Source organism: Pseudomonas sp. NPDC089406, assembly GCF_044900265.1.
In the GTDB taxonomy this organism is placed as follows: domain Bacteria; phylum Pseudomonadota; class Gammaproteobacteria; order Pseudomonadales; family Pseudomonadaceae; genus Aquipseudomonas; species Aquipseudomonas fakonensis.
The window spans coordinates 87,950-106,100 of the sequence record NZ_JBJDNC010000023.1 but is presented as its reverse complement, the minus strand read 5'-3'; the positions used below and the strand labels follow the sequence as shown (position 1 = coordinate 106,100).

Genomic DNA, 18,151 nt, shown 5'->3' with positions numbered 1-18,151 from the left:
CGGTCGAGCGCCGATCGGGCCAGGGACGGCCCGTCGGCGCGTACCCCCGGAGCAAGCCCGGAGTGAGGGAACCCCGGAGCGCAGCGCAGGGGCCGGATGATAGGAGCGAGCGGTTTTGCTTACTTTTGCCAAGACAAAAGTAAGCCGCCGTAAGGGCGGAAAGGTGAATAAGCGTCACTACAAATAATGAATGCGCATACAACTTTCAAAACCAACTAAAACAACAGGCAACAGGCAACAGCGTACATCACATAAAACAAGCCACCCCCATCACCAGCAAGCCGCCCCCCCACAGGAAAAACCCCACCCCGCAGGGAACCACACCCCCCAATCAGCCCTGAGCAACCCTACCCCGCGCCGCATGCAGCTTCTTGTAGCTCTCCACCAACCGCAGATGCCGATCAAGCCCCTCAAGCTTCATGCTGGTAGGCGTAAGCCCATAGAACCGTACGCTGCCATCCACCGACCCCAGCACCGCATCCATCCGCTCGTTACCGAACATGCGGCGCAAATTCCCCTCGTAGTCGGCCATCTCCAGCTCGTCATCCAGCACCACCTCCAGCACCACGTTCAGCGCCTGGTAGAACAACCCACGCTCAACCGTGTTGTCGTTGAACTGCAGGAACATTTCCACCAGTTCCTTGGCATCGTCGAAACGCTGCAGCACCAGGTGCACCAGCAGCTTCAGCTCAAGGATGGTCAGCTGGCCCCACACCGTGTTGTCGTCGAACTCCACGCCAATCAGCGTGGTGATGGTGGTGTAATCGTCCACCTCGGCGTTGTCCAGGCGCTTGAGCAACAGTTTCAGGTTGCGGTTGTCGAGCTTGTGCAGGTTGAGGATGTCACTGCGGAATTCCAGCGCCCGGTTGGTGTTGTCCCAGATCAGGTCCTCCACCGGGTAGATCTCCGAATAACCCGGCACCAGAATGCGGCAAGCCGTGGCGCCCAGGTCGGTGTAAACCGCCATGTACACCTCCTTGCCCTGCTCCTCGAGGATGCCGAACAACGTCTGCGCCTCCTGCACGTTGGAGTCCTGGCCCTCGCCCGAGAAGTCCCACTCGACGAACTCGAAGTCGGGCCTGGCACCAAAGAAGCGCCACGACACCACACCGCTGGAGTCGATGAAGTGCTCGACGAAGTTGTTCGGCTCGGTCAGCGCCAGGCTGTCGAAGGTCGGCTGCGGCAGGTCGTTCAAGCCCTCGAAGCTACGCCCCTGCAGCAGTTCGGTGAGGCTGCGCTCCAGCGCCACCTCGAAGCTTGGGTGGGCGCCGAACGAAGCGAACACGCCACCGGTGCGCGGGTTCATCAGGGTCACGCACATCACCGGGAATTCACCGCCCAGCGAAGCATCCTTGACCAGCACCGGGAAGCCCTGCTCCTCCAGCCCCTGAATGCCGGCAACGATGCCCGGGTACTTGGCCAGCACCTCTTGCGGTACGTCCGGCAGGCACAGCTCGCCCTCGAGGATTTCGCGCTTCACCGCCCGTTCGAAAATCTCCGACAGGCACTGCACCTGGGCCTCGGCCAGGGTATTGCCGGCGCTCATGCCGTTGCTCAGGTACAGGTTCTCGATCAGGTTGGACGGGAAGTACACCGTCTCGCCGTCCGACTGGCGCACGAACGGCAGCGAACAGATGCCACGCGCCTTGTTGCCCGAGTTGGTGTCGTACAAGTGCGAGCCACGCAGCTCGCCGTCCGGGTTGAAGATCTCCAGGCAGTACTCGTCGAGAATCTCCGCCGGCAGCGCGTCCTTCGGGCCGGGCAGGAACCACTGCTCGTTCGGGTAGTGCACGAACGGCGCGTTGGCGATGTCCTCGCCCCAGAACTGGTCGTTGTAGAAGAAGTTGCAGTTCAAGCGCTCGATGAACTCGCCCAGCGCCGAGGCCAGCGCGGCCTCCTTGGTGGCGCCCTTGCCGTTGGTGAAGCACATCGGCGACTGCGCGTCGCGCACATGCAGCGACCACACGTTGGGCACGATGTTGCGCCACGAAGCGATCTCGATCTTCATCCCGAGCCCTGCGAGGATCGCCGACATGTTGGCGATGGTCTGCTCCAGCGGCAGGTCCTTGCCGGCGATCAGGGTCTGGCTGTCGGACACCGGCATCAGCAGCGCCTGGGCGTCGGCGTCGAGGTTGTCGACCTGCTCGATGATGAACTCAGGGCCGGTCTGCACCACCTTCTTCACCGTGCAGCGGTCGATGGAACGCAGGATGCCCTGGCGGTCCTTCTCGCTGATGTCCTCGGGCAGCTCGACCTGGATCTTGAAGATCTGGTTGTAGCGGTTCTCCGGGTCGACGATGTTGTTCTGCGATAGGCGAATGTTCTCGGTGGGGATGTCGCGGGTCTGGCAGTACAGCTTGACGAAGTACGCCGCGCACAGCGCCGAGGACGCCAGGAAGTAGTCGAACGGCCCCGGCGCCGAGCCGTCGCCCTTGTAGCGGATCGGCTGGTCGGCGATCACCGTGAAGTCGTCGAACTTGGCTTCGAGACGAAGGTTGTCGAGAAAATTGACCTTGATTTCCATGCGAAGGGGTACCAGGAAGCGGGGCGGAAAATGGCCGGCATTATCCGGGATTTTTGCCAGGAAGTGTTGGCGGGTGTTCGGCGCCCGGCCGCGCCCCTGACAGGCGGGTTGAGCAGCAATGCCAGTTGCGGCAAAATCCGCCGCGCAAAACAACATGGACGTCGTTGATGCACTGCACCCTCCAGCCCGGACCGGCCACCGGGTGCGGCCACAATGCCGGGCGCGTGCGCTGCCGCACACGTGAAATGAAAAGGATCTTCGAATGAGTGGTAAACCCGCTGCACGCCTGAATGACCCTACCGCCTGCCCGATCCCTGGGCATGTCACCAATCCGCTCACCAGCGCATCTGCCAACGTGATCATCGAAGGCGTGGGCGCCGCCCGCCTGAGCGATACATCAGCCTGTGGCAGCCCGATTACCGAGGGGCAGGCGCTCATCAATGGCCTGAACGCCTCCGTTGTATTTTCGCGATGACGCGTACCTTGCTGTTGTGTTTGCTGGCGGTCTTGTGCTCTGGCTGCGAACGCACCCCACCCCAGCCAAAGGCCCAACTGACCTACCTCAAATTCGAGCGGGTCAACCTCGGCTTGTACGTGATCACCTACAGTTCCGACATGGACCTGCTCAATGTGTTCGACCGCGCAGCAGGCGATGGGCAACTCGCGACACTGCTTACCTGCGCTGTGGACGGAGATCCAGATTTCACCGTTGAGCACATGATTGAAAGAACGCTGTCAGGCGTGATCGGCATAAGCGGAAAAACACCGGGACCACCTTACATTTTTCAAACACTGAGCACATTTGACCTGAATTACAATGAAAAAAGTAGCAGCCGACCGCTACCCCTGGAGGAGTTGAGCCGTCTTCTGCGCGAGCGCGATGAAATTTCCTGCACTGTTTCAATCACAGTATTCGGCTACAAGGCTTATTACTCCAACCCGCTAAAGATCCCGACCAGAGATATCATTAAAGAAGTTGAAAGAGAGCCCCGCATCTGGATAAAAGGCGCCGGCAGTGAGTACCTGCCACCTGAACTCAAATACTGAGACGCCGAAAAACGCCACTCGAAAGCCAAAATCGTGCAAATCGCCAACGGGGGCCAGCCTCGCCAACACGAGCTGACTCACCCCTCTGACACTACGTAAAAAGAGCCTGCCGGATGTTGATGCGCCCACTCCTGATCGCCACCCTGCTGCTGCTCTGCGCCTGCGAATCCGGAAGGCCCAAAGCCCACCTGACCTATCTGGACATCGAGCGCATTGGCAGCAATGACTATGTCATCCACTACAACGCCGACATGGACCTTTTGAATGTCCTCGTCGACGACCGAGGCACCGGCCAGATCACCAATTTTCTGATCTGCTCGCTGGACGGTGATCCGCTGTTCAGCGCAGACCACGAGATCGAAAAGTCCTTCTGGGGCGATATCGGTGGCAAAGGCCGCACGCCCGGCCCACCTTACCTGTTCGCCACCCGAGGCAGCCTCAGCCTGACGCTCGACGAGGGTGGCTCACAGCGCGACCTCGACAGCGCCGAACTCAGGCACATGCTGGCCCAGCGGGAGTCGGTGCCGTGCAAGGCGCGGATCGCCAACTTCATCTACAAGATCTACTTCAGCCATTCGATGTGGGTACCGACTGCAGACATTCTGCGCGAAATCGAAAAACCTGCCTCGGCCTGGAAGCCCTTGCCAGAAACGCCTTTGTATTGAGGCTTGTGGGGGCAACCGCTGACCGCCGCCTCACCGCGTATAACGAATGACGATCCCCTTCAACTTGCGCCCTTCCACCGACTCGATGTCCCGGTCCCACATCGGCCCGCGCACATAGGCGGCTACCGGCTGAATACGGTCGTAAACCACCACCACCGCATCGCCACCGATAGCCGCCGCCTCGCTGCGCAGCTTCTGCTCGATCTCGTTGACCGACGCCGCCGGCTCGGTGCCGGCGCTGACCAGAATTTCGCCCAGGCGCACATGGGGCCGGGTGGGTTCGCTGCGCAGGATCTCGACGTTGCCCGGCGCGGTCGGCGCCGGGTGCGGGGCGCCGACGTATTCGGTGGTGTGCGCATCGATGCTGCTGCAGGCGGTCAGCGCCAGGGCCATGGCGCCCAGCAGCATGGCGGGGATGAAGCGGAGCTTGGACATGCCTGTTCCTCCTTGGGTTGGCTGGTTCAAGAATGGCCCAGAAATGCCCGTTCGCAAGCCAGCACCACACCCTGTAGGAGCCGGCTTGCCGGCGATAGGGCCGCAACAGGCATAACCCCTATGCCGCCCTGCCCTGCAACCCCTCGCGCACCACCTGCGCCAAACGCCGCAACCCCTCGTCCAGCAGCTCAGGCTGCACATGGCTGAAGTTCAGGCGCATATGCCCCAGGTGCCGGTCCGGCTCAGGAAAGAACGCCTCCCCCGGCATGAACGCCACATCCACCGCCAGCGCCGCCGGCAACAGCGTGCGGGTGTCCAGCGGCTGTTTGAGAGTCAGCCAGAAGAACAGCCCGCCTTCAGGTACCTGCCACTCGGCCAGGTCGGCGAAATGCGTGTGCAAAGCGTCCTGGAACGCATCACGCCGGCCCCGGTAATAGCTGCGCAGGGTCGCCAGGTGCTGCTGGTGCTTTTCACTGCCCAGCCACTGCAGCACCTGCCACTGGCCGACGCGGTTGGTGTGCAGGTCGGCGGCCTGTTTCAGGCGCAGCAGGTAGGGGAACACGTCGGGGCTGGCGATCAGGTAACCCACCCGCAGGCCCGGCAGCAACGTTTTCGAAGCGGTACCTGTGTAGATCCAGCTGGCCTTGCGCAGGCGCCCGGCGATGGGCGTGGCACTGGCGCCGTCAAAGCTCAGCTCGCGGTACGGCTCGTCTTCGATCAGGGTCACGCCGAACTCGTCCAGCAACGCCGCTACCGCCTCGCGCTTGGCCTGGCTGTAGCGCAGGCCCGAAGGGTTCTGGAAGGTCGGAATCAGGTAGACGAATGCCGGGCGCTGCTGTTCAAGGCGCTGGCGCATGGCCGCAAGGTCCGGGCCATCGGCCTGCATCGGCAGCGCCAGGCAGTCGGCGCCGAACAGCTGGAAGTTCTGCAACGCGGCCAGGTAGGTCGGCGCCTCCAGCAACACCGGGGTGCCCTTGTCCAGGTACAGCTTGGCCGCCAGGTCCAGGGCCTGCTGCGAGCCGCTGAGCACCAGCACCTGGCTGGCCTGGCAGTCGATGCCCTGGGCCCGCGCCTCGGCCGCCAGGGCCTCGCGCAGGGCCGGCTCGCCCTCGCTCATGCCGTACTGGCCCATGCCCACCGGCATGTCCTGCCACTGCACCTTGGGCAACATGGCCTCGGCCGGCAGGCCGCCGGCAAACGACATCACCCCCGGGCGCTGGGCCGCAGCGAGGATTTCACGGATCAGGGAACTCTTGAGGCGCGTGACACGTTCGGAGAAAGCCATGGGGGTCACCGGTAGCGAGGCGTGGGAGAAATACGTCAAACTGCTTGACCGAAACTACGATGCCGACCACGGATAAGTCAATATGCTTGACCTTAAAAACCCCGCCTGCCAGCAGCAGGCCATGGAAGCCTTTTTCTTCGGCTACCAGGCGTTCACCGCCAAACCCGACGAGATGCTCGAGCGCCGAGGGCTGGGCCGGGTGCACCAACGCATCCTGTTTTTCATCGCCCGTTATCCGAACCTGAACGTGAAGGAGTTGCTGGGCGTGCTGGGGGTGAGCAAGCAGGCGCTGAACATGCCGTTGCGTCAGCTGATGGAAATGCGCCTGGTGAACAGCGTGGCGTCGGCGGCCGACAAGCGCATGCGCCTGCTGGAGCTGACCGAGGAAGGGGCGCGCCTGGAGCAGGCACTGCGTCGCGAGCAGGTGAAACTGCTGGAGCGGGTGTTCGCCGAGGCCGGCGAAACGGCGGTCAATGGTTGGCTGGCGGTGAACCAGGCATTGGCCAACGGGGGTGGGGAGTAACCTTCAAAGGCCCCATCGCCGGCAAGCCGGCTCCTACAGGGTCGTGCGATCCGTTGTAGGAGCCGGCTTGCCGGCGATGGCGCCAGGTCAGGCCAACTCAGGCCTGGGTGTCGACCACGCTGCCGGCGCTGCTGCCGCCGTCCTTGGTCAAGGCTTCGAGCAACTTGCCGGTAGCGGCCAGCAGTTGGCCGGTCAGGGTGGCGATGCTCGATTGCTTGGCCGCCACCTGGGCCTGCTTGGCAGGGTCGTCGCCGGCCTTCGCCATCAACGCGGCCAGTTGCTTCTGCTCATCAGCCAGTTGCTTTTGCAACTGCTTGATCAGTTCACGCAGGGTCTTGACCTCGACCGACTCGCTGCTGTCGCTGTCGGATGCCTCGGCCTTGCCGCCAGCTGCGGCGCTCTTGCCGGTGGTCACCTGGCCCATGTCGGCCTTGACGCCCTTGGTGATGTCTTCGCTTGCCTGGGTGGCGGTCGAAGTGCTGGCCTGGGTGGCCGCGGAGTTGATGGTGATTGCGCTGATACCTGCCATGTCCCTGATCCTCTAGAAGATGGGTCCTTTCGATAACCGCCCTATCGGCAGCAGCGCAACATTCTTTAACACAAAGCCCCGATAAATTTGCCGCCCCGCTACTCGTCCACCTGATACCCGAGCCCTGTCCGCCCCTTTTCGCCCGGCGCCAGGTTCGCCCCGATCAGCCCTGCAACGAGATGGCAATGACCAAGACCCGTTCCCGCAAAGCCCTGTATATCGGCCTGTCCCTGGCCCTGGCGGTCGCCGCAGGCAGCGCCGCCGCCGGCTATTTCTACTGGAAGCAGAATGCCGGCTACCCGCGCAAGATCGTGCAACAGGCTAACGCGCTGCACGAGCACATGTTGTCTTTCGACAGCCATATCACCGTGCCCCTGGCTTATGGTGGCGAAGGCTACGAAGCGGACAAGGACGGGCGCGGCCAGTTCGACCTGGCCAAGGCCGCACGCGGGCGCCTGTCCGGAGCCGCCCTGACCATCTTCGGCTGGCCGGAGCTGTGGAACGGCCCCAACGCACCGCACCGCCCCACCCCGGGTTTTGTCGACGAAGCTCGCCATCAACAAGAGGTGCGCTACAAGATCATCACCGGCCTGGCCCGCGATTTCCCCAACCAGGTCGGGATCGCCTACACCCCGGAGGACTTCCGCCGGCTCAATGGCGAGGGCAAGTTCGCCATCTTCATCAGCATGCTCAACGCCTACCCGCTGGGCACCGACCTGGCGCAGCTCGACCTGTGGGCCAAGCGCGGCATGCGCATGTTCGGCTTCAGCTATGTGGCCAACAACCCCTGGGCCGACTCGTCGCGGCCACTGCCCTTCTTCAACGACACCCCCGACGCCCTCGGCGGCCTGTCGCCACTGGGCGAGCAGGCAGTCAAGCGCCTCAACGAGCTGGGGGTGATCATCGACGTCTCGCAAATGTCGACCCTGGCCCTGGAAGATGTCGCGCGCCTTAGCCGGGCACCGTTCGTGGCCTCGCACTCGGCGCCCCGGGCGCTGGTGGACATTCCGCGCAACCTCTCCGACAAGGAGATGCAACTGATCAAGGCCAGCGGCGGCGTGCTGCAGGTGGTGGCCTTCCCCACCTACGTCAAGCCGCTGAGCAAACCCACTTTGGACAAGCTCGAGGCCCTGCGCGCGCGCTTCGACCTGCAACCCCTGCATGGCCTGGCCAACGCCCTGATGCCGGGCGATCCGATCATCGCCATCTGGCCCGAGTCGCGCTTCGGTGAATACGCCGGCAGCCTCTACGACATCGTCGACCAGGAACCGCGGGCAGGCCTGAAGGAGTACGTTGACGCAATTGACTACGCCGTGAAAAAGATGGGTATCGACCACGTCGGTATCAGCTCCGACTTCAACGATGGCGGCGGCGTCGAAGGCTTCATGAACGTCGGCGACATCCGCAATGTCACCGCCGAGCTGCTGACCCGCGGCTATTCCGAAACCGACATCGCCAAGCTGTGGGCCGGCAACTTCCTGCGGGTCTGGGGCGAAGTGCAGAAAGCCGCCACACCGGTGGCGCAGCGCCAGGCCCCTGACCAGGTGGCCCGCCATGACTGACCGGCGCACCTTCCTCAAGCAGGCCGGCCTGTTTGCCGCCAGCCTGCCGCTGCTGCCAGGCGCCCTCGCCGCGACTGCGGGCTCGCCCACCGCGGGCGGTGCGAACAAGTGGCAACAGCTGCGCAGCCTGTTCCCGCTGGCCCCCGACATTGCGCATTTCGCCAACTTTCTGGTCACTGCCCACCCACGGCCGGTGCAGGACGAGATCGACCGCTACCGCGCCATCCTCGACCACAACCCGGCGCAATGCATGGACTGGGACAGCCAGTACGAGTGGCAACGCGAAGACCAGGTGCGCGAGTGGGCGGGCCGTTACCTGGGCGTGCGCCCCCGGCAGGTCGCCCTCACCGGCAGCACCACCGAAGGCCTCGGCATGATCTACGGCGGCCTGCACGTCGCGCCGCACCAGGAAATCCTCACCACCGAACACGAACACTATTCGACCCGCAACTGCCTGGCCTTCCGCCAACGCCAGCAAGGCACCCAGGTGCGCAAGCTACGCCTGTTCGACACCCCGCGCGAAGTCTCCACCGACCGCGTACTGACGCTGATCGACCAGCAGATCCGCCCGCAGACCCGGGTGCTGGGCATGACCTGGGTACACTCCGGCAGCGGCGTCAAACTGCCGGTGGGCGCGATCGGCGAGCTGGTGCGCCAGCACAACCGCAACCGCGAAGAAGCCGAGCGCATTATCTACGTAGTCGACGGTGTGCATGGCTTCGGTGTGGAGGACCAGCGCTTCGCCGACTTCAACTGCGACTACTTCATCGCCGGCACCCACAAGTGGATGTTCGGCCCGCGCGGCACCGGCATCATCTGCGCAGCTTCCGAGCAGATGCAGCACCTGACCCCGACCTTCGCCACCTTCTCGCGCAACGAGGACTTCGGCACCATCATGACCCCCGGCGGCTACCACGCCTTCGAACATCGCTGGGCGCTGGGCAAGGCCTTCGAACTGCACCTGAGCCTGGGCAAGGCCGATGTCCAGGCGCGCATCCACCAGCTCAACGACTACCTCAAGGAGCGCCTGGGCGAACACCGCGCCATCGAGCTGGTGACGCCCAGAAGCCGCGAATTCTCCGCAGGTTTCACCTTCCTGCGCATCAAGGACCGCGACGCCGACGCGGTGGCTGCCCACCTGATCGCCAACAAGGTCATGGTCGATGCCGTCGACCGCGACGCAGGCCCGGTAGTGCGCTTCGCCCCTGGCCTGCTCAACGACGAGCAGCAGATCGACCGGGCCATGACCCTGCTCACCCAGCAACTCTGACAAGGCACCCTTCATGAACCGACCTCTACACCGCCTGACCCTGGCCGCCGTGCTGGCCGCCTGCAGCCTGCCGGCGCTGGCCGCCGACAACAAGCCCGGCACGGTCTTTCGCGACTGCAAGGCCGCCTGCCCGGAAATGGTCGTGCTGCCTGCCGGCAGCTTCCAGATGGGCACCCCCGAAAATGAACTCGGCCGCCAGGACGACGAAGGCCCGGTGCACACCGTGACCTTTGCCAAAGCGTTCGCCATGAGCCGCTTCCAGGTCACCGCCGCCGAGTGGGACAGCTACCTGAAACAGAGCGGCGCACGGATCGCCGATGGCGACGACCGCCCCGGGCGCCGCTGCACCGCCAGCAAGCCGAGCTACCCGCAAGGCCCACGCCAGCCAGCCGTGTGCATGAGCTTTGCCGATGTCCAGGGCTACGTCGCCTGGCTGTCGAAGAAAACCGGCAAGCACTACCGCATGGTCAGCGAGGCCGAGCGCGAGTACGCCGCCCGTGCCGGCAGCAGCGGGCCGTTCCCGTTCCCGATGGACCCTGGCGAGGATTACCAGATCAGCCGCCATGCCAACACCTACGGCCCCAAGGACGGTTTCAGCTACACCTCGCCGGCAGGCAGCTACCCGGCCAACGCCTTCGGCATGTATGACATGCATGGCAATGTCTACGAATGGCTGGCCGACTGCTGGAGCCCCAACTACGAAGGCGCCCCGAGTGACGGCAGCGCCTGGACCACAGGCCTTGCCGGCGGCGACTGCAAGACCCGGCAAATACGCGGTAACGACTGGAGCGAAGCGCCGATCTTCTCCCGCTCGGGCAACCGCAATACCCGCAACCCGGACATCCGTGGCGACTGGCTGGGCCTGCGCGTGGTCCGCGAACTGTAATTGCCGCCAAGCGCCGGACGGCCACGTCCGGCCGCTAAATTCCCCCACCCTCCACTCGTTCCAAGAAAAGGTCCCAGGCCGCCCCGCAGGCGCCTGGCCCCCTTTGCCGCGTGACCACGCCACCCAGTGCCAGACGGCCCCGCGCGCGCCTTTGCAAGGCTACCCACTCAAGGAATCGACGACATGAGCCAGACGACTTCGCACGACACGCTCCACGACCTGATCAGCGTAGGCTTCGGCCCTTCCAACCTGGCCCTGGCCATTGCCCTGGAAGAGAAAGCCATCAGCAGCGGCCAGACGCTCGACGCCCTGTTCATCGACAAGCAGCAGGACTACCGCTGGCACGGCAACACCCTGGCCACCCAGAGCGAACTGCAGATTTCGTTCCTCAAGGACCTGGTATCGCTGCGCAATCCCACCAGCCCCTACAGCTTCGTCAACTACCTGCACAACCAGGGCCGCCTGATCGACTTCGTCAACCTCGGCACCTTCTACCCCTGCCGTCTGGAGTTCAACGACTACCTGCGCTGGGTGGCCGAACACTTCACCAGCCAGGCCAAATACGGCGAGGAGGTGTTGCGTGTGGAGCCGGTGCTGAACAACGGCCACATCGACACCCTGCGGGTGATATCCCGCGATGCCCAGGGCCGCGAACATGCGCGCCTGACCCGCTCGGTGGTGGTCGGCAGCGGCGGTTCGCCACGCATCCCCAAGGTGTTCGCGCCCTTGCGCCATGACAAGCGCGTGTTCCACCACTCCCAGTACCTCGCAGCGCTGCAGCAACTGCCCTGCGCCAGCGGCCAGCCCATGCGCATCGCCATCATCGGCTCGGGGCAAAGCGCCGCCGAAGCCTTCATCGACCTCAACGACAGCTACCCCTCGGTCAAGGTCGACATGATCCTGCGCTCGACCGCGCTCAAGCCGGCCGATGACAGCCCGTTCGTCAACGAGATCTTCGCCCCCGAGTACACCGACCTGGTGTTCAGCCAGAACCCGCAAGGCCGCGAGAAACTGATCGAGGAGTACCACAACACCAACTACTCGGTGGTCGACATCGACCTGATCGAACGGATCTACGCCATCCTCTATCGCCAGAAGGTCTCCCACCAGTACCGCCACCAGGTGCTCTGCCGCCGCGCGGTAGAAGCCGTCAACGCCAGCGTCGAGGGCATCGAGCTGACCGTGCGCGACCACGCCACCGGCAAGGACCAGACCCACCGCTACGACGCGGTGATTCTTGCCACCGGCTACGAGCGTCGCTCGCACCGCGACCTGCTGGCAGCCCTTGAACCCTACCTGCAGGACTACGAAGTGGACCGCGACTACCGCGCCCTGGGCCAGCCTGCCCTGCGCGCCGGCGTCTACCTGCAAGGGTTCTGCGAAACCAGCCACGGCCTGAGCGACACCCTGCTGTCGGTATTGCCGGCCCGCGCCGACGAGATCAGCCACTCGCTCTACCAGCACCTGGGCAAGACCCGTGAGGCGCGCCCGGCCACCGACCTCATCAACGCCTGAAGCGAGTACCCTTCATGACCCGTCAACCTCGTAGCGCCCTGGCCGACCTGTTCGGCCTGCTCCGGCCGTTCTGGCCGGTGGTGGCGCTCTCCGTACTGCTGGGCATGGTCGGCGGCATCAGCGTCACCACGCTGCTGGCGACCATCAACGCCGCCCTGCACAGCGAGCAAGGCCTGACCCAGGGCGTGGTCCTGGGTTTTGCCGGGCTATGCCTGCTGGCGTTGCTCAGCACCATCTGCTCGGATATCGGCACCAACCACGTCGGCCAGCACATCATCGCCCGGCTGCGCAAGACGCTCGGCGAGAAGGTGCTGGCCGCCCCCATCGAGCAGATCGAGCGCTACCGCAGCCACCGGTTGATCCCGGTGCTGACCCACGATGTCGATACCATCAGTGACTTCGCCTTCGCCTTCGCCCCGCTGGCCATTGCCTTGACCGTGGTGCTCGGCTGCCTGGGCTACCTGGCCATGCTGTCCTGGCCGATGTTCCTGATGGTGGTGGTGGCCATCGGCGTCGGCACGGTGATCCAGTTCATCGCCCGCAACCGTGGCCTCAAAGGCTTCGAGGCGGCACGCGAGGCCGAGGACGAGCTGCAGAAGTACTACAACGCCATCGCCGCCGGGGCCAAGGAGCTGCGCATCCACAGGCCACGCCGCCAGCGCATGTTCCAGCAGGGCATCCAGGGCACCGCCGAACGCATCTGCCAGACCCAGATACGCTCGATCAACACCTTCGTGGTGGCCAAGAGCTTCGGCTCGATGCTGTTCTTCGTGGTGATTGGTGCAGCACTGGCCATGCAGTCGCTGTGGCCGGCGCAGAACCAGGCCGCCATGAGCGGCTTCGTGCTGGTGCTGCTGTACATGAAAGGGCCGCTGGACAACCTGATCGGCGCGCTGCCAGTGGTCGGTCGTGCACAGATCGCCTTCCGCCGCATCGCCGAGCTGTCGCGCCAGTTCAACTCGCCCGAGCCGCACCTGCTGCTCGACGCCCCCACCGCACCCGCAAGCCCGGTCACCCGCCTCGAACTGCAGCAGGTAACCTATGCCTTCCCGCCGGTACCAGGTGCCCAGCCGTTCAGCCTTGGCCCGGTGAACCTGAGCATCGAGGCCGGCGAGATCGTGTTCATCGTCGGCGACAACGGCTGCGGCAAGACCACCCTGATCAAGCTGCTGCTGGGGCTGTATGCACCGCAAGGCGGGCATATCGTGCTCAATGGCGAGCCGGTGGTGGCGCAGACCCGCGACGACTACCGGCAACTGTTCACCACCATCTTCGCCGACTACTACCTGTTCGACGATGTGGTGCAGGGCGATACCCGCATCCCCGAAGACGCCGACCGCTACCTGCGCCGCCTGGAGATCGACCACAAGGTCAGCGTGCGCGACGGGGTGTTCACCACCACCGACCTGTCCACCGGCCAGCGCAAGCGCCTGGCGCTGCTCAACGCCTGGCTGGAAGAGCGCCCGGTGCTGGTGTTCGATGAATGGGCCGCCGACCAGGACCCGACCTTCCGCCGGGTGTTCTATACCGAACTGCTCCCCGACCTCAAACGCCTGGGCAAGACCATCATCGTCATCTCCCACGACGATCGCTACTTCGACATCGCCGACCAGCTGGTACGCCTGAAGGCCGGCAAGCTCGTCAGCGAAGCACTACCCGCCTGACCCCTCGCCCATTCGCCGCCGACCGGAAAATTTTTTCCGGTTTGTGCGGTCGAGCACGTCTCACTCACAGTAATAAAAATCATTCCCAACAATCTGCCAACGCACGAGCATCGCCCGACATGTCCAAGCACGTTTTGAGCCCCCTGGCCAAGGCCCTCAAGGCCCGCCGCCTGTTTTCCAACCCGCAGCTCGCGCCGGCCCTGGCGCTGGCCATGAGCTTGCCGCTCAGCGCCCATGTACAGGCCAGCGAAGCGGCTTTCGATATCCCTGCGCAGCCCCTGGCGCGCGCGCTGCAGCAGTTCGGCCAGCAGGCCAACGTGCAGTTGCTGTTCAGCCCCGACGACGTCAGCAACCTGCGCAGCAGCGCGCTGCACGGCCGTCTGGACACCGAGACGGCAATCCGCACCCTGCTCGGCGGCAATAACCTGCGCTACAACCTCGATGGCGACACCCTGACCATCAGTGGTCGCGGCCCGTCGAGCTCTGTAGAGCTCGGCACCACCACCATCGCCGGCACCGGCCTGGGCAGCACCACCGAAGGCACCGGCTCGTACACCACCGGCCAGACCAACACCGCCACCAAGCTCAACCTGAGCCTGCGCGAAACCCCGCAGTCGGTCAGTGTGATGACCAACCAGCGCATGCAGGACCAGAACCTGCGCAGCATCGGCCAGGTGCTCGAACAGACCCCCGGCCTCAGCGTGCAGAGCCCGGGCAGTGACCGCCTGTACGTGTTCTCCCGCGGCCTTGCCATCGACAACTATCAGTACGACGGCATGCCGACCACCTCGTTCGCCTTCAGCCAGGCGCTGCCCCAGGCGCTGTCGGACATGGCCATCTACGACCGCGTCGAAGTGGTGCGCGGCGCCACCGGCCTGATGAGCGGTACCGGCGACCCATCGGGCACGGTGAACCTGGTGCGCAAGAAGCCCACCAGCACCTTCCAGGGCCACATCAGCGCCGGCCTCGGCTCCTGGGACCTGTACCGCACCGAAGTCGACGTGTCCGGGCCGCTGACCGACAACGGCGCCATCCGTGGCCGCGCGGTGGCGGCTTACCAGCAGGGCAACAGCTTCACCGACCACCTGCAACAGGAAAAAACCATCGTCTACGGCGTGACCGAGATGGACCTGACCCCCGACACCCTGTTCACCCTGGGCGTCGAGTACCTCAACAGTGACCCGCGCGGCTTCTCCACCACCGGCCTGCCGGTGGTGGGCAGCGTCGGCGGCAACGGTTTCCAGTACAACATGCCGCGCTCGTACAACGGCGCCAGCCGCGACAGCACCAACCGCCAGGAGTCGGTCAACACCTTCGCCTCGGTGGAACAGAAGCTCGCCAACGACTGGACCCTGAAAGTCGGCGCCAACTACCTGTACGGCACCCGCGACTACGACTCGATCATCGTCGGCACCACCACCGGTTTTCTCAACCCGAGCACCGGCAGCGGCCTGAGCTACACCGCCACCAAGGGTGACAACACCCAGAAGCAGCGCGGCATCGACATCATGCTCAGCGGCCCGTTCGAGATGCTCGGCCGCGAACACGAACTGGTGATGGGTTTCAACTACCAGAGCTACGAGAACCGGCGCAACGGCTATGGCAACCTGCTGGCCAACGGCACCAGCAACAACGGCGTCAGCGGCAAGCCGGTCAACGTCTGGGACTGGAACAACTACGCGCCGGTTGCCTCGTACAACTTCAACCGCGAAGACGATGATATCGACCAGCGCCAGACCGGCGCTTACCTGGCCACCCGCCTGAAACCCACCGACGACCTGTCGGTGATCCTCGGTGCGCGGGTCAGCGACTACAAGTACGACGCGTCGTTCAAATACCACGTGGCCAACCTGCAACCGTACGACACCGACGACTCGGTCAAGGTCTCCGGTGAGGTCACCCCCTATGCCGGGGTGGTCTACGACCTCAACGACGTGCATTCGGTGTACGCCAGCTACACCAGCATCTTCAAGCCAATGCCCTATCGCACCCAGCAAGGCAAGCTGCTCGACCCGCGTGAAGGCGACAACTACGAGATCGGCCTGAAGAGCGAGTATTTCGGTGGCCGCCTGAACACCGCCATCGCCGTGTTCGAGGTCAAGCTGGACAACGACGCCATTCCCGACGGCACGGTCGAAGGCACCGGTGGCATCGTCACCGCCTACAAGCCCGAAAAGACCACGACCAAGGGTATCGACATGGAGATCAGCGGCGAGCTGGCTCCAGGCTGGAACCTGTTGGCGAGCTATACCTACTCGCGGGTCAAGGACAAAGATGGCGAGCGCGTCAAGACCACCATCCCCACCGACCTGTTCAAGGTATGGACCACCTATCAACTGCCCGGCGAACTGGACAAGCTCACCGTGGGCGGCGGCGTGAACTGGCAGAGCGGCATGCACTTCACCGTCGACAACTGGCGCCTGAACAGCCCGGTCACGGTCAAGCAGGGCGACTACGCCGTTGCCAGCCTGATGGCCCGCTACCAGTTCACCCCGAAACTGTCGGCCACGGCCACCGTCGACAACCTGTTCGACAAGAAGTACTACAGCTCCCTGGACGACAACTTCTACAGCGCCTCCTACGGCAACCCGCGCAACTTCCTGATCACCACCCGTTACGAGTTCTGACTCACGCGGTTGGGTTAATGCCAGTCAGTTAGCGTCACAAACGGGGCTGCTTTGCAGCCCTTCGCGGGCAAGCCCGCTCCTATGGAACAAATCACAAGATTCTGTGGGAGCGGCTTCAGCCGCGAACACCGGCGAAGCCGGTGCCATCTAGCGCGGCGCCTGCTTCGCGGCTAAAGCCGCTCCCACAGGGACCTCATAAGCTTCAAGCCTGCATTGTACCTGTAGGAGCCGGCTTGCCGGCGATGAGGCCGGTTCAGGCAGCGCAAGACAGTTGCTCCCACAGGGGCCGTGATGCTCTACGAGAGCCGTTCCCTACGCGACAGCGCAGCCTACGAGGCTGAGTGGGCTCTTGTAGAACAAACTACAACTCATGGATTTAACACGGTCTCTGTGGGAAGCGGCCGTGGCGCATCTGCGAGATCAGTTTTCTGCGCGAAAGCGCAGCCCGAAAGGGCTGGGTAATCTCCCACAGGTACAGCGCCAGCTTGAAACCTTGCGCGTCCCCTGTGGGAGCGGGCTTGCCCGCGAAGGGCCGCACAGCGGCCCCAATTCAGTTAACTGACAGGGCCGCACCATCGCCCCCCGGCTCAGCCCTGGCGCTCAAGCCAATCCAGCGCCTGGTCATAGATGCCCTGCACTTCGGCAACGATGCCGCCCATGCGCAGGAAGTCGTGGGACAACCCCTCCTCCACCCGCAAGCTCACCGCCGTGCCATCGGCGCGCAGGCGCTCGGCGTAGGCCAGGCCCTCGTCGCGCAGCGGGTCGTGGCCGGCCACGGCGACATAGGCCGGGGCCATTACCTGCCCGGCCTCGGCAAGCAGCGGCGAGACCCGCCAGTCCAGGCGTTGCGCATCATCGCTAACGTAGTGCTGATAGAACCATTCCAGCGTCGCGCTCTCCAGCAGATAGCCTTCGGCGTAGCGACGGTGCGAGTCACGGGCCACGCTGATATCGGCCACCGGGTAGAACAGCAACTGCGCGTAAGGCTTCACGCCCAACGCCTGCGGCTCCCGGGCGGCCGTCATGGCCAGCACCGTGGCCAGGGTCGCGCCGGCGCTATCACCGGCCAGGGCCACCCGCTCCAGGTCCAGCCCCAGAGAACCGGCCAGCCCAGGCAGCGCCTTGAGGCTGTCCTCGGCATCCAGCACTGCGGTCGGGAAGGGCCATTCCGGCGCCAGCCGATACGCCGGGGCAAGCACCGCAAAACGCCCGTCCAGCGCCAGGCGCCGGCACACCGAATCGTGGGAATCGAGGCTGCCCACCACATAGCCGCCGCCGTGCAGGTAGAGGATCACCGGCAGCGGGTCGCGCCCCTGGCCTGCGGCGCGGTAAAGCCGCGCCGGCAGGTGCGCGCCGTCGCGGGTTGGCAGTTGCAGTGTCTGCACCTGCACCGCCCCCGGCGGGTTGGGGTCAAGGATCAGCGAAGAAGCCTCGAAGTCGCTGCGCGCCTGCGCCAGGGGTTGTTCATGCAACGCCCGGCTCTTGCCGCTGAGGCGGCCGAACTCGACCAGTTCGAGAAAGGCGGACAGATCGGAATGCAAGGTCATGGGGTTCTCCAGGGCCTGTCGAATCAAACGAAAAAAGCGGGGCCACCTGGCCCCGCCGCACAGTGAAACAAG

At 64.3% G+C, this 18,151-nt stretch carries 14 protein-coding genes and 1 pseudogene; 10 read left to right on the top strand and 5 right to left on the bottom strand.

Annotated elements, in window-relative coordinates; all coding sequences use genetic code 11:
* Nucleotides 1–331: 331 nt before the first annotated feature.
* The gene (locus ACI2KK_RS17475) at nt 332–2,524 is read right to left on the bottom strand and encodes an OsmC domain/YcaO domain-containing protein (protein ID WP_404669840.1); all 2,193 of its coding nucleotides are present in this window, start codon (nt 2,522–2,524) and stop codon (nt 332–334) included.
* A gap of 262 nt (nt 2,525–2,786) precedes the next feature.
* On the opposite strand from ACI2KK_RS17475, the pseudogene ACI2KK_RS17470 reads away from it, so the two are divergent.
* The 3 genes and pseudogenes from ACI2KK_RS17470 to ACI2KK_RS17460 all read left to right on the top strand — a co-directional run.
* Nucleotides 2,787–2,993, top strand: a pseudogene (locus ACI2KK_RS17470) (PAAR domain-containing protein); the annotation flags it as partial.
* A 2-nt stretch (nt 2,994–2,995) separates the two neighbouring features.
* A complete protein-coding gene (locus tag ACI2KK_RS17465; RefSeq protein ID WP_404669839.1) occupies nt 2,996–3,571 on the top strand; it encodes a hypothetical protein in 576 nt (191 codons plus the stop codon).
* Nucleotides 3,572–3,690: 119 nt separating this feature from the next.
* Nucleotides 3,691–4,236, top strand: coding sequence for a hypothetical protein (locus ACI2KK_RS17460; RefSeq protein ID WP_404669838.1), 546 nt, complete (start codon nt 3,691–3,693; stop codon nt 4,234–4,236).
* Nucleotides 4,237–4,266: 30 nt separating this feature from the next.
* Here ACI2KK_RS17460 and ACI2KK_RS17455 read toward each other — a convergent pair whose 3' ends face one another.
* Together ACI2KK_RS17455 and ACI2KK_RS17450 are read right to left on the bottom strand one after the other, a co-directional pair.
* Nucleotides 4,267–4,671, bottom strand: coding sequence for a hypothetical protein (locus ACI2KK_RS17455; RefSeq protein ID WP_404669837.1), 405 nt, complete (start codon nt 4,669–4,671; stop codon nt 4,267–4,269).
* 118 nt (nt 4,672–4,789) lie between these two features.
* Nucleotides 4,790–5,956, bottom strand: coding sequence for a PLP-dependent aminotransferase family protein (locus ACI2KK_RS17450; RefSeq protein WP_404669836.1), 1,167 nt, complete (start codon nt 5,954–5,956; stop codon nt 4,790–4,792).
* 82 nt (nt 5,957–6,038) lie between these two features.
* On the opposite strand from ACI2KK_RS17450, the gene ACI2KK_RS17445 reads away from it, so the two are divergent.
* Nucleotides 6,039–6,479, top strand: coding sequence for a MarR family transcriptional regulator (locus tag ACI2KK_RS17445; RefSeq protein WP_369986945.1), 441 nt, complete (start codon nt 6,039–6,041; stop codon nt 6,477–6,479).
* A gap of 97 nt (nt 6,480–6,576) precedes the next feature.
* Here the strand turns inward: ACI2KK_RS17445 and ACI2KK_RS17440 are convergent, their stop codons facing one another.
* Entirely contained in the window at nt 6,577–7,008 is a 432-nt protein-coding gene (locus tag ACI2KK_RS17440; RefSeq protein WP_404669835.1) for a hypothetical protein, read from the bottom strand.
* A gap of 185 nt (nt 7,009–7,193) precedes the next feature.
* On the opposite strand from ACI2KK_RS17440, the gene pvdM reads away from it, so the two are divergent.
* The 6 genes from pvdM to ACI2KK_RS17410 all read left to right on the top strand — a co-directional run bounded on the left by pvdM (nt 7,194) and on the right by ACI2KK_RS17410 (nt 16,532).
* The gene (pvdM, locus tag ACI2KK_RS17435; RefSeq protein WP_404669834.1) at nt 7,194–8,570 is read left to right on the top strand and encodes a pyoverdine-tailoring dipeptidase-like protein PvdM; all 1,377 of its coding nucleotides are present in this window, start codon (nt 7,194–7,196) and stop codon (nt 8,568–8,570) included.
* Nucleotides 8,563–9,840, top strand: coding sequence for an aminotransferase class V-fold PLP-dependent enzyme (locus ACI2KK_RS17430; RefSeq protein ID WP_404669833.1), 1,278 nt, complete (start codon nt 8,563–8,565; stop codon nt 9,838–9,840). The genes pvdM and ACI2KK_RS17430 overlap by 8 nt, the downstream gene beginning before the upstream one ends.
* 13 nt (nt 9,841–9,853) lie before the next feature.
* Nucleotides 9,854–10,726 (top strand): formylglycine-generating enzyme family protein, encoded by an 873-nt coding sequence (locus ACI2KK_RS17425; protein WP_404669832.1) that lies wholly within the window; start codon nt 9,854–9,856, stop codon nt 10,724–10,726.
* A 183-nt stretch (nt 10,727–10,909) separates the two neighbouring features.
* A complete protein-coding gene (locus ACI2KK_RS17420) occupies nt 10,910–12,241 on the top strand; it encodes a lysine N(6)-hydroxylase/L-ornithine N(5)-oxygenase family protein (protein ID WP_404669831.1) in 1,332 nt (443 codons plus the stop codon).
* A gap of 14 nt (nt 12,242–12,255) precedes the next feature.
* Entirely contained in the window at nt 12,256–13,905 is a 1,650-nt protein-coding gene (locus tag ACI2KK_RS17415) for a cyclic peptide export ABC transporter (protein WP_404669830.1), read from the top strand.
* 119 nt (nt 13,906–14,024) lie between these two features.
* Nucleotides 14,025–16,532, top strand: a complete 2,508-nt coding sequence (locus tag ACI2KK_RS17410; protein ID WP_404669829.1) for a TonB-dependent siderophore receptor — start codon at nt 14,025–14,027, stop codon at nt 16,530–16,532.
* A gap of 587 nt (nt 16,533–17,119) precedes the next feature.
* On the opposite strand, the gene ACI2KK_RS17405 is transcribed toward ACI2KK_RS17410, so the two are convergent.
* Nucleotides 17,120–18,079 (bottom strand): alpha/beta hydrolase, encoded by a 960-nt coding sequence (locus ACI2KK_RS17405; RefSeq protein ID WP_404669828.1) that lies wholly within the window; start codon nt 18,077–18,079, stop codon nt 17,120–17,122.
* Nucleotides 18,080–18,151 lie beyond the last annotated feature (72 nt).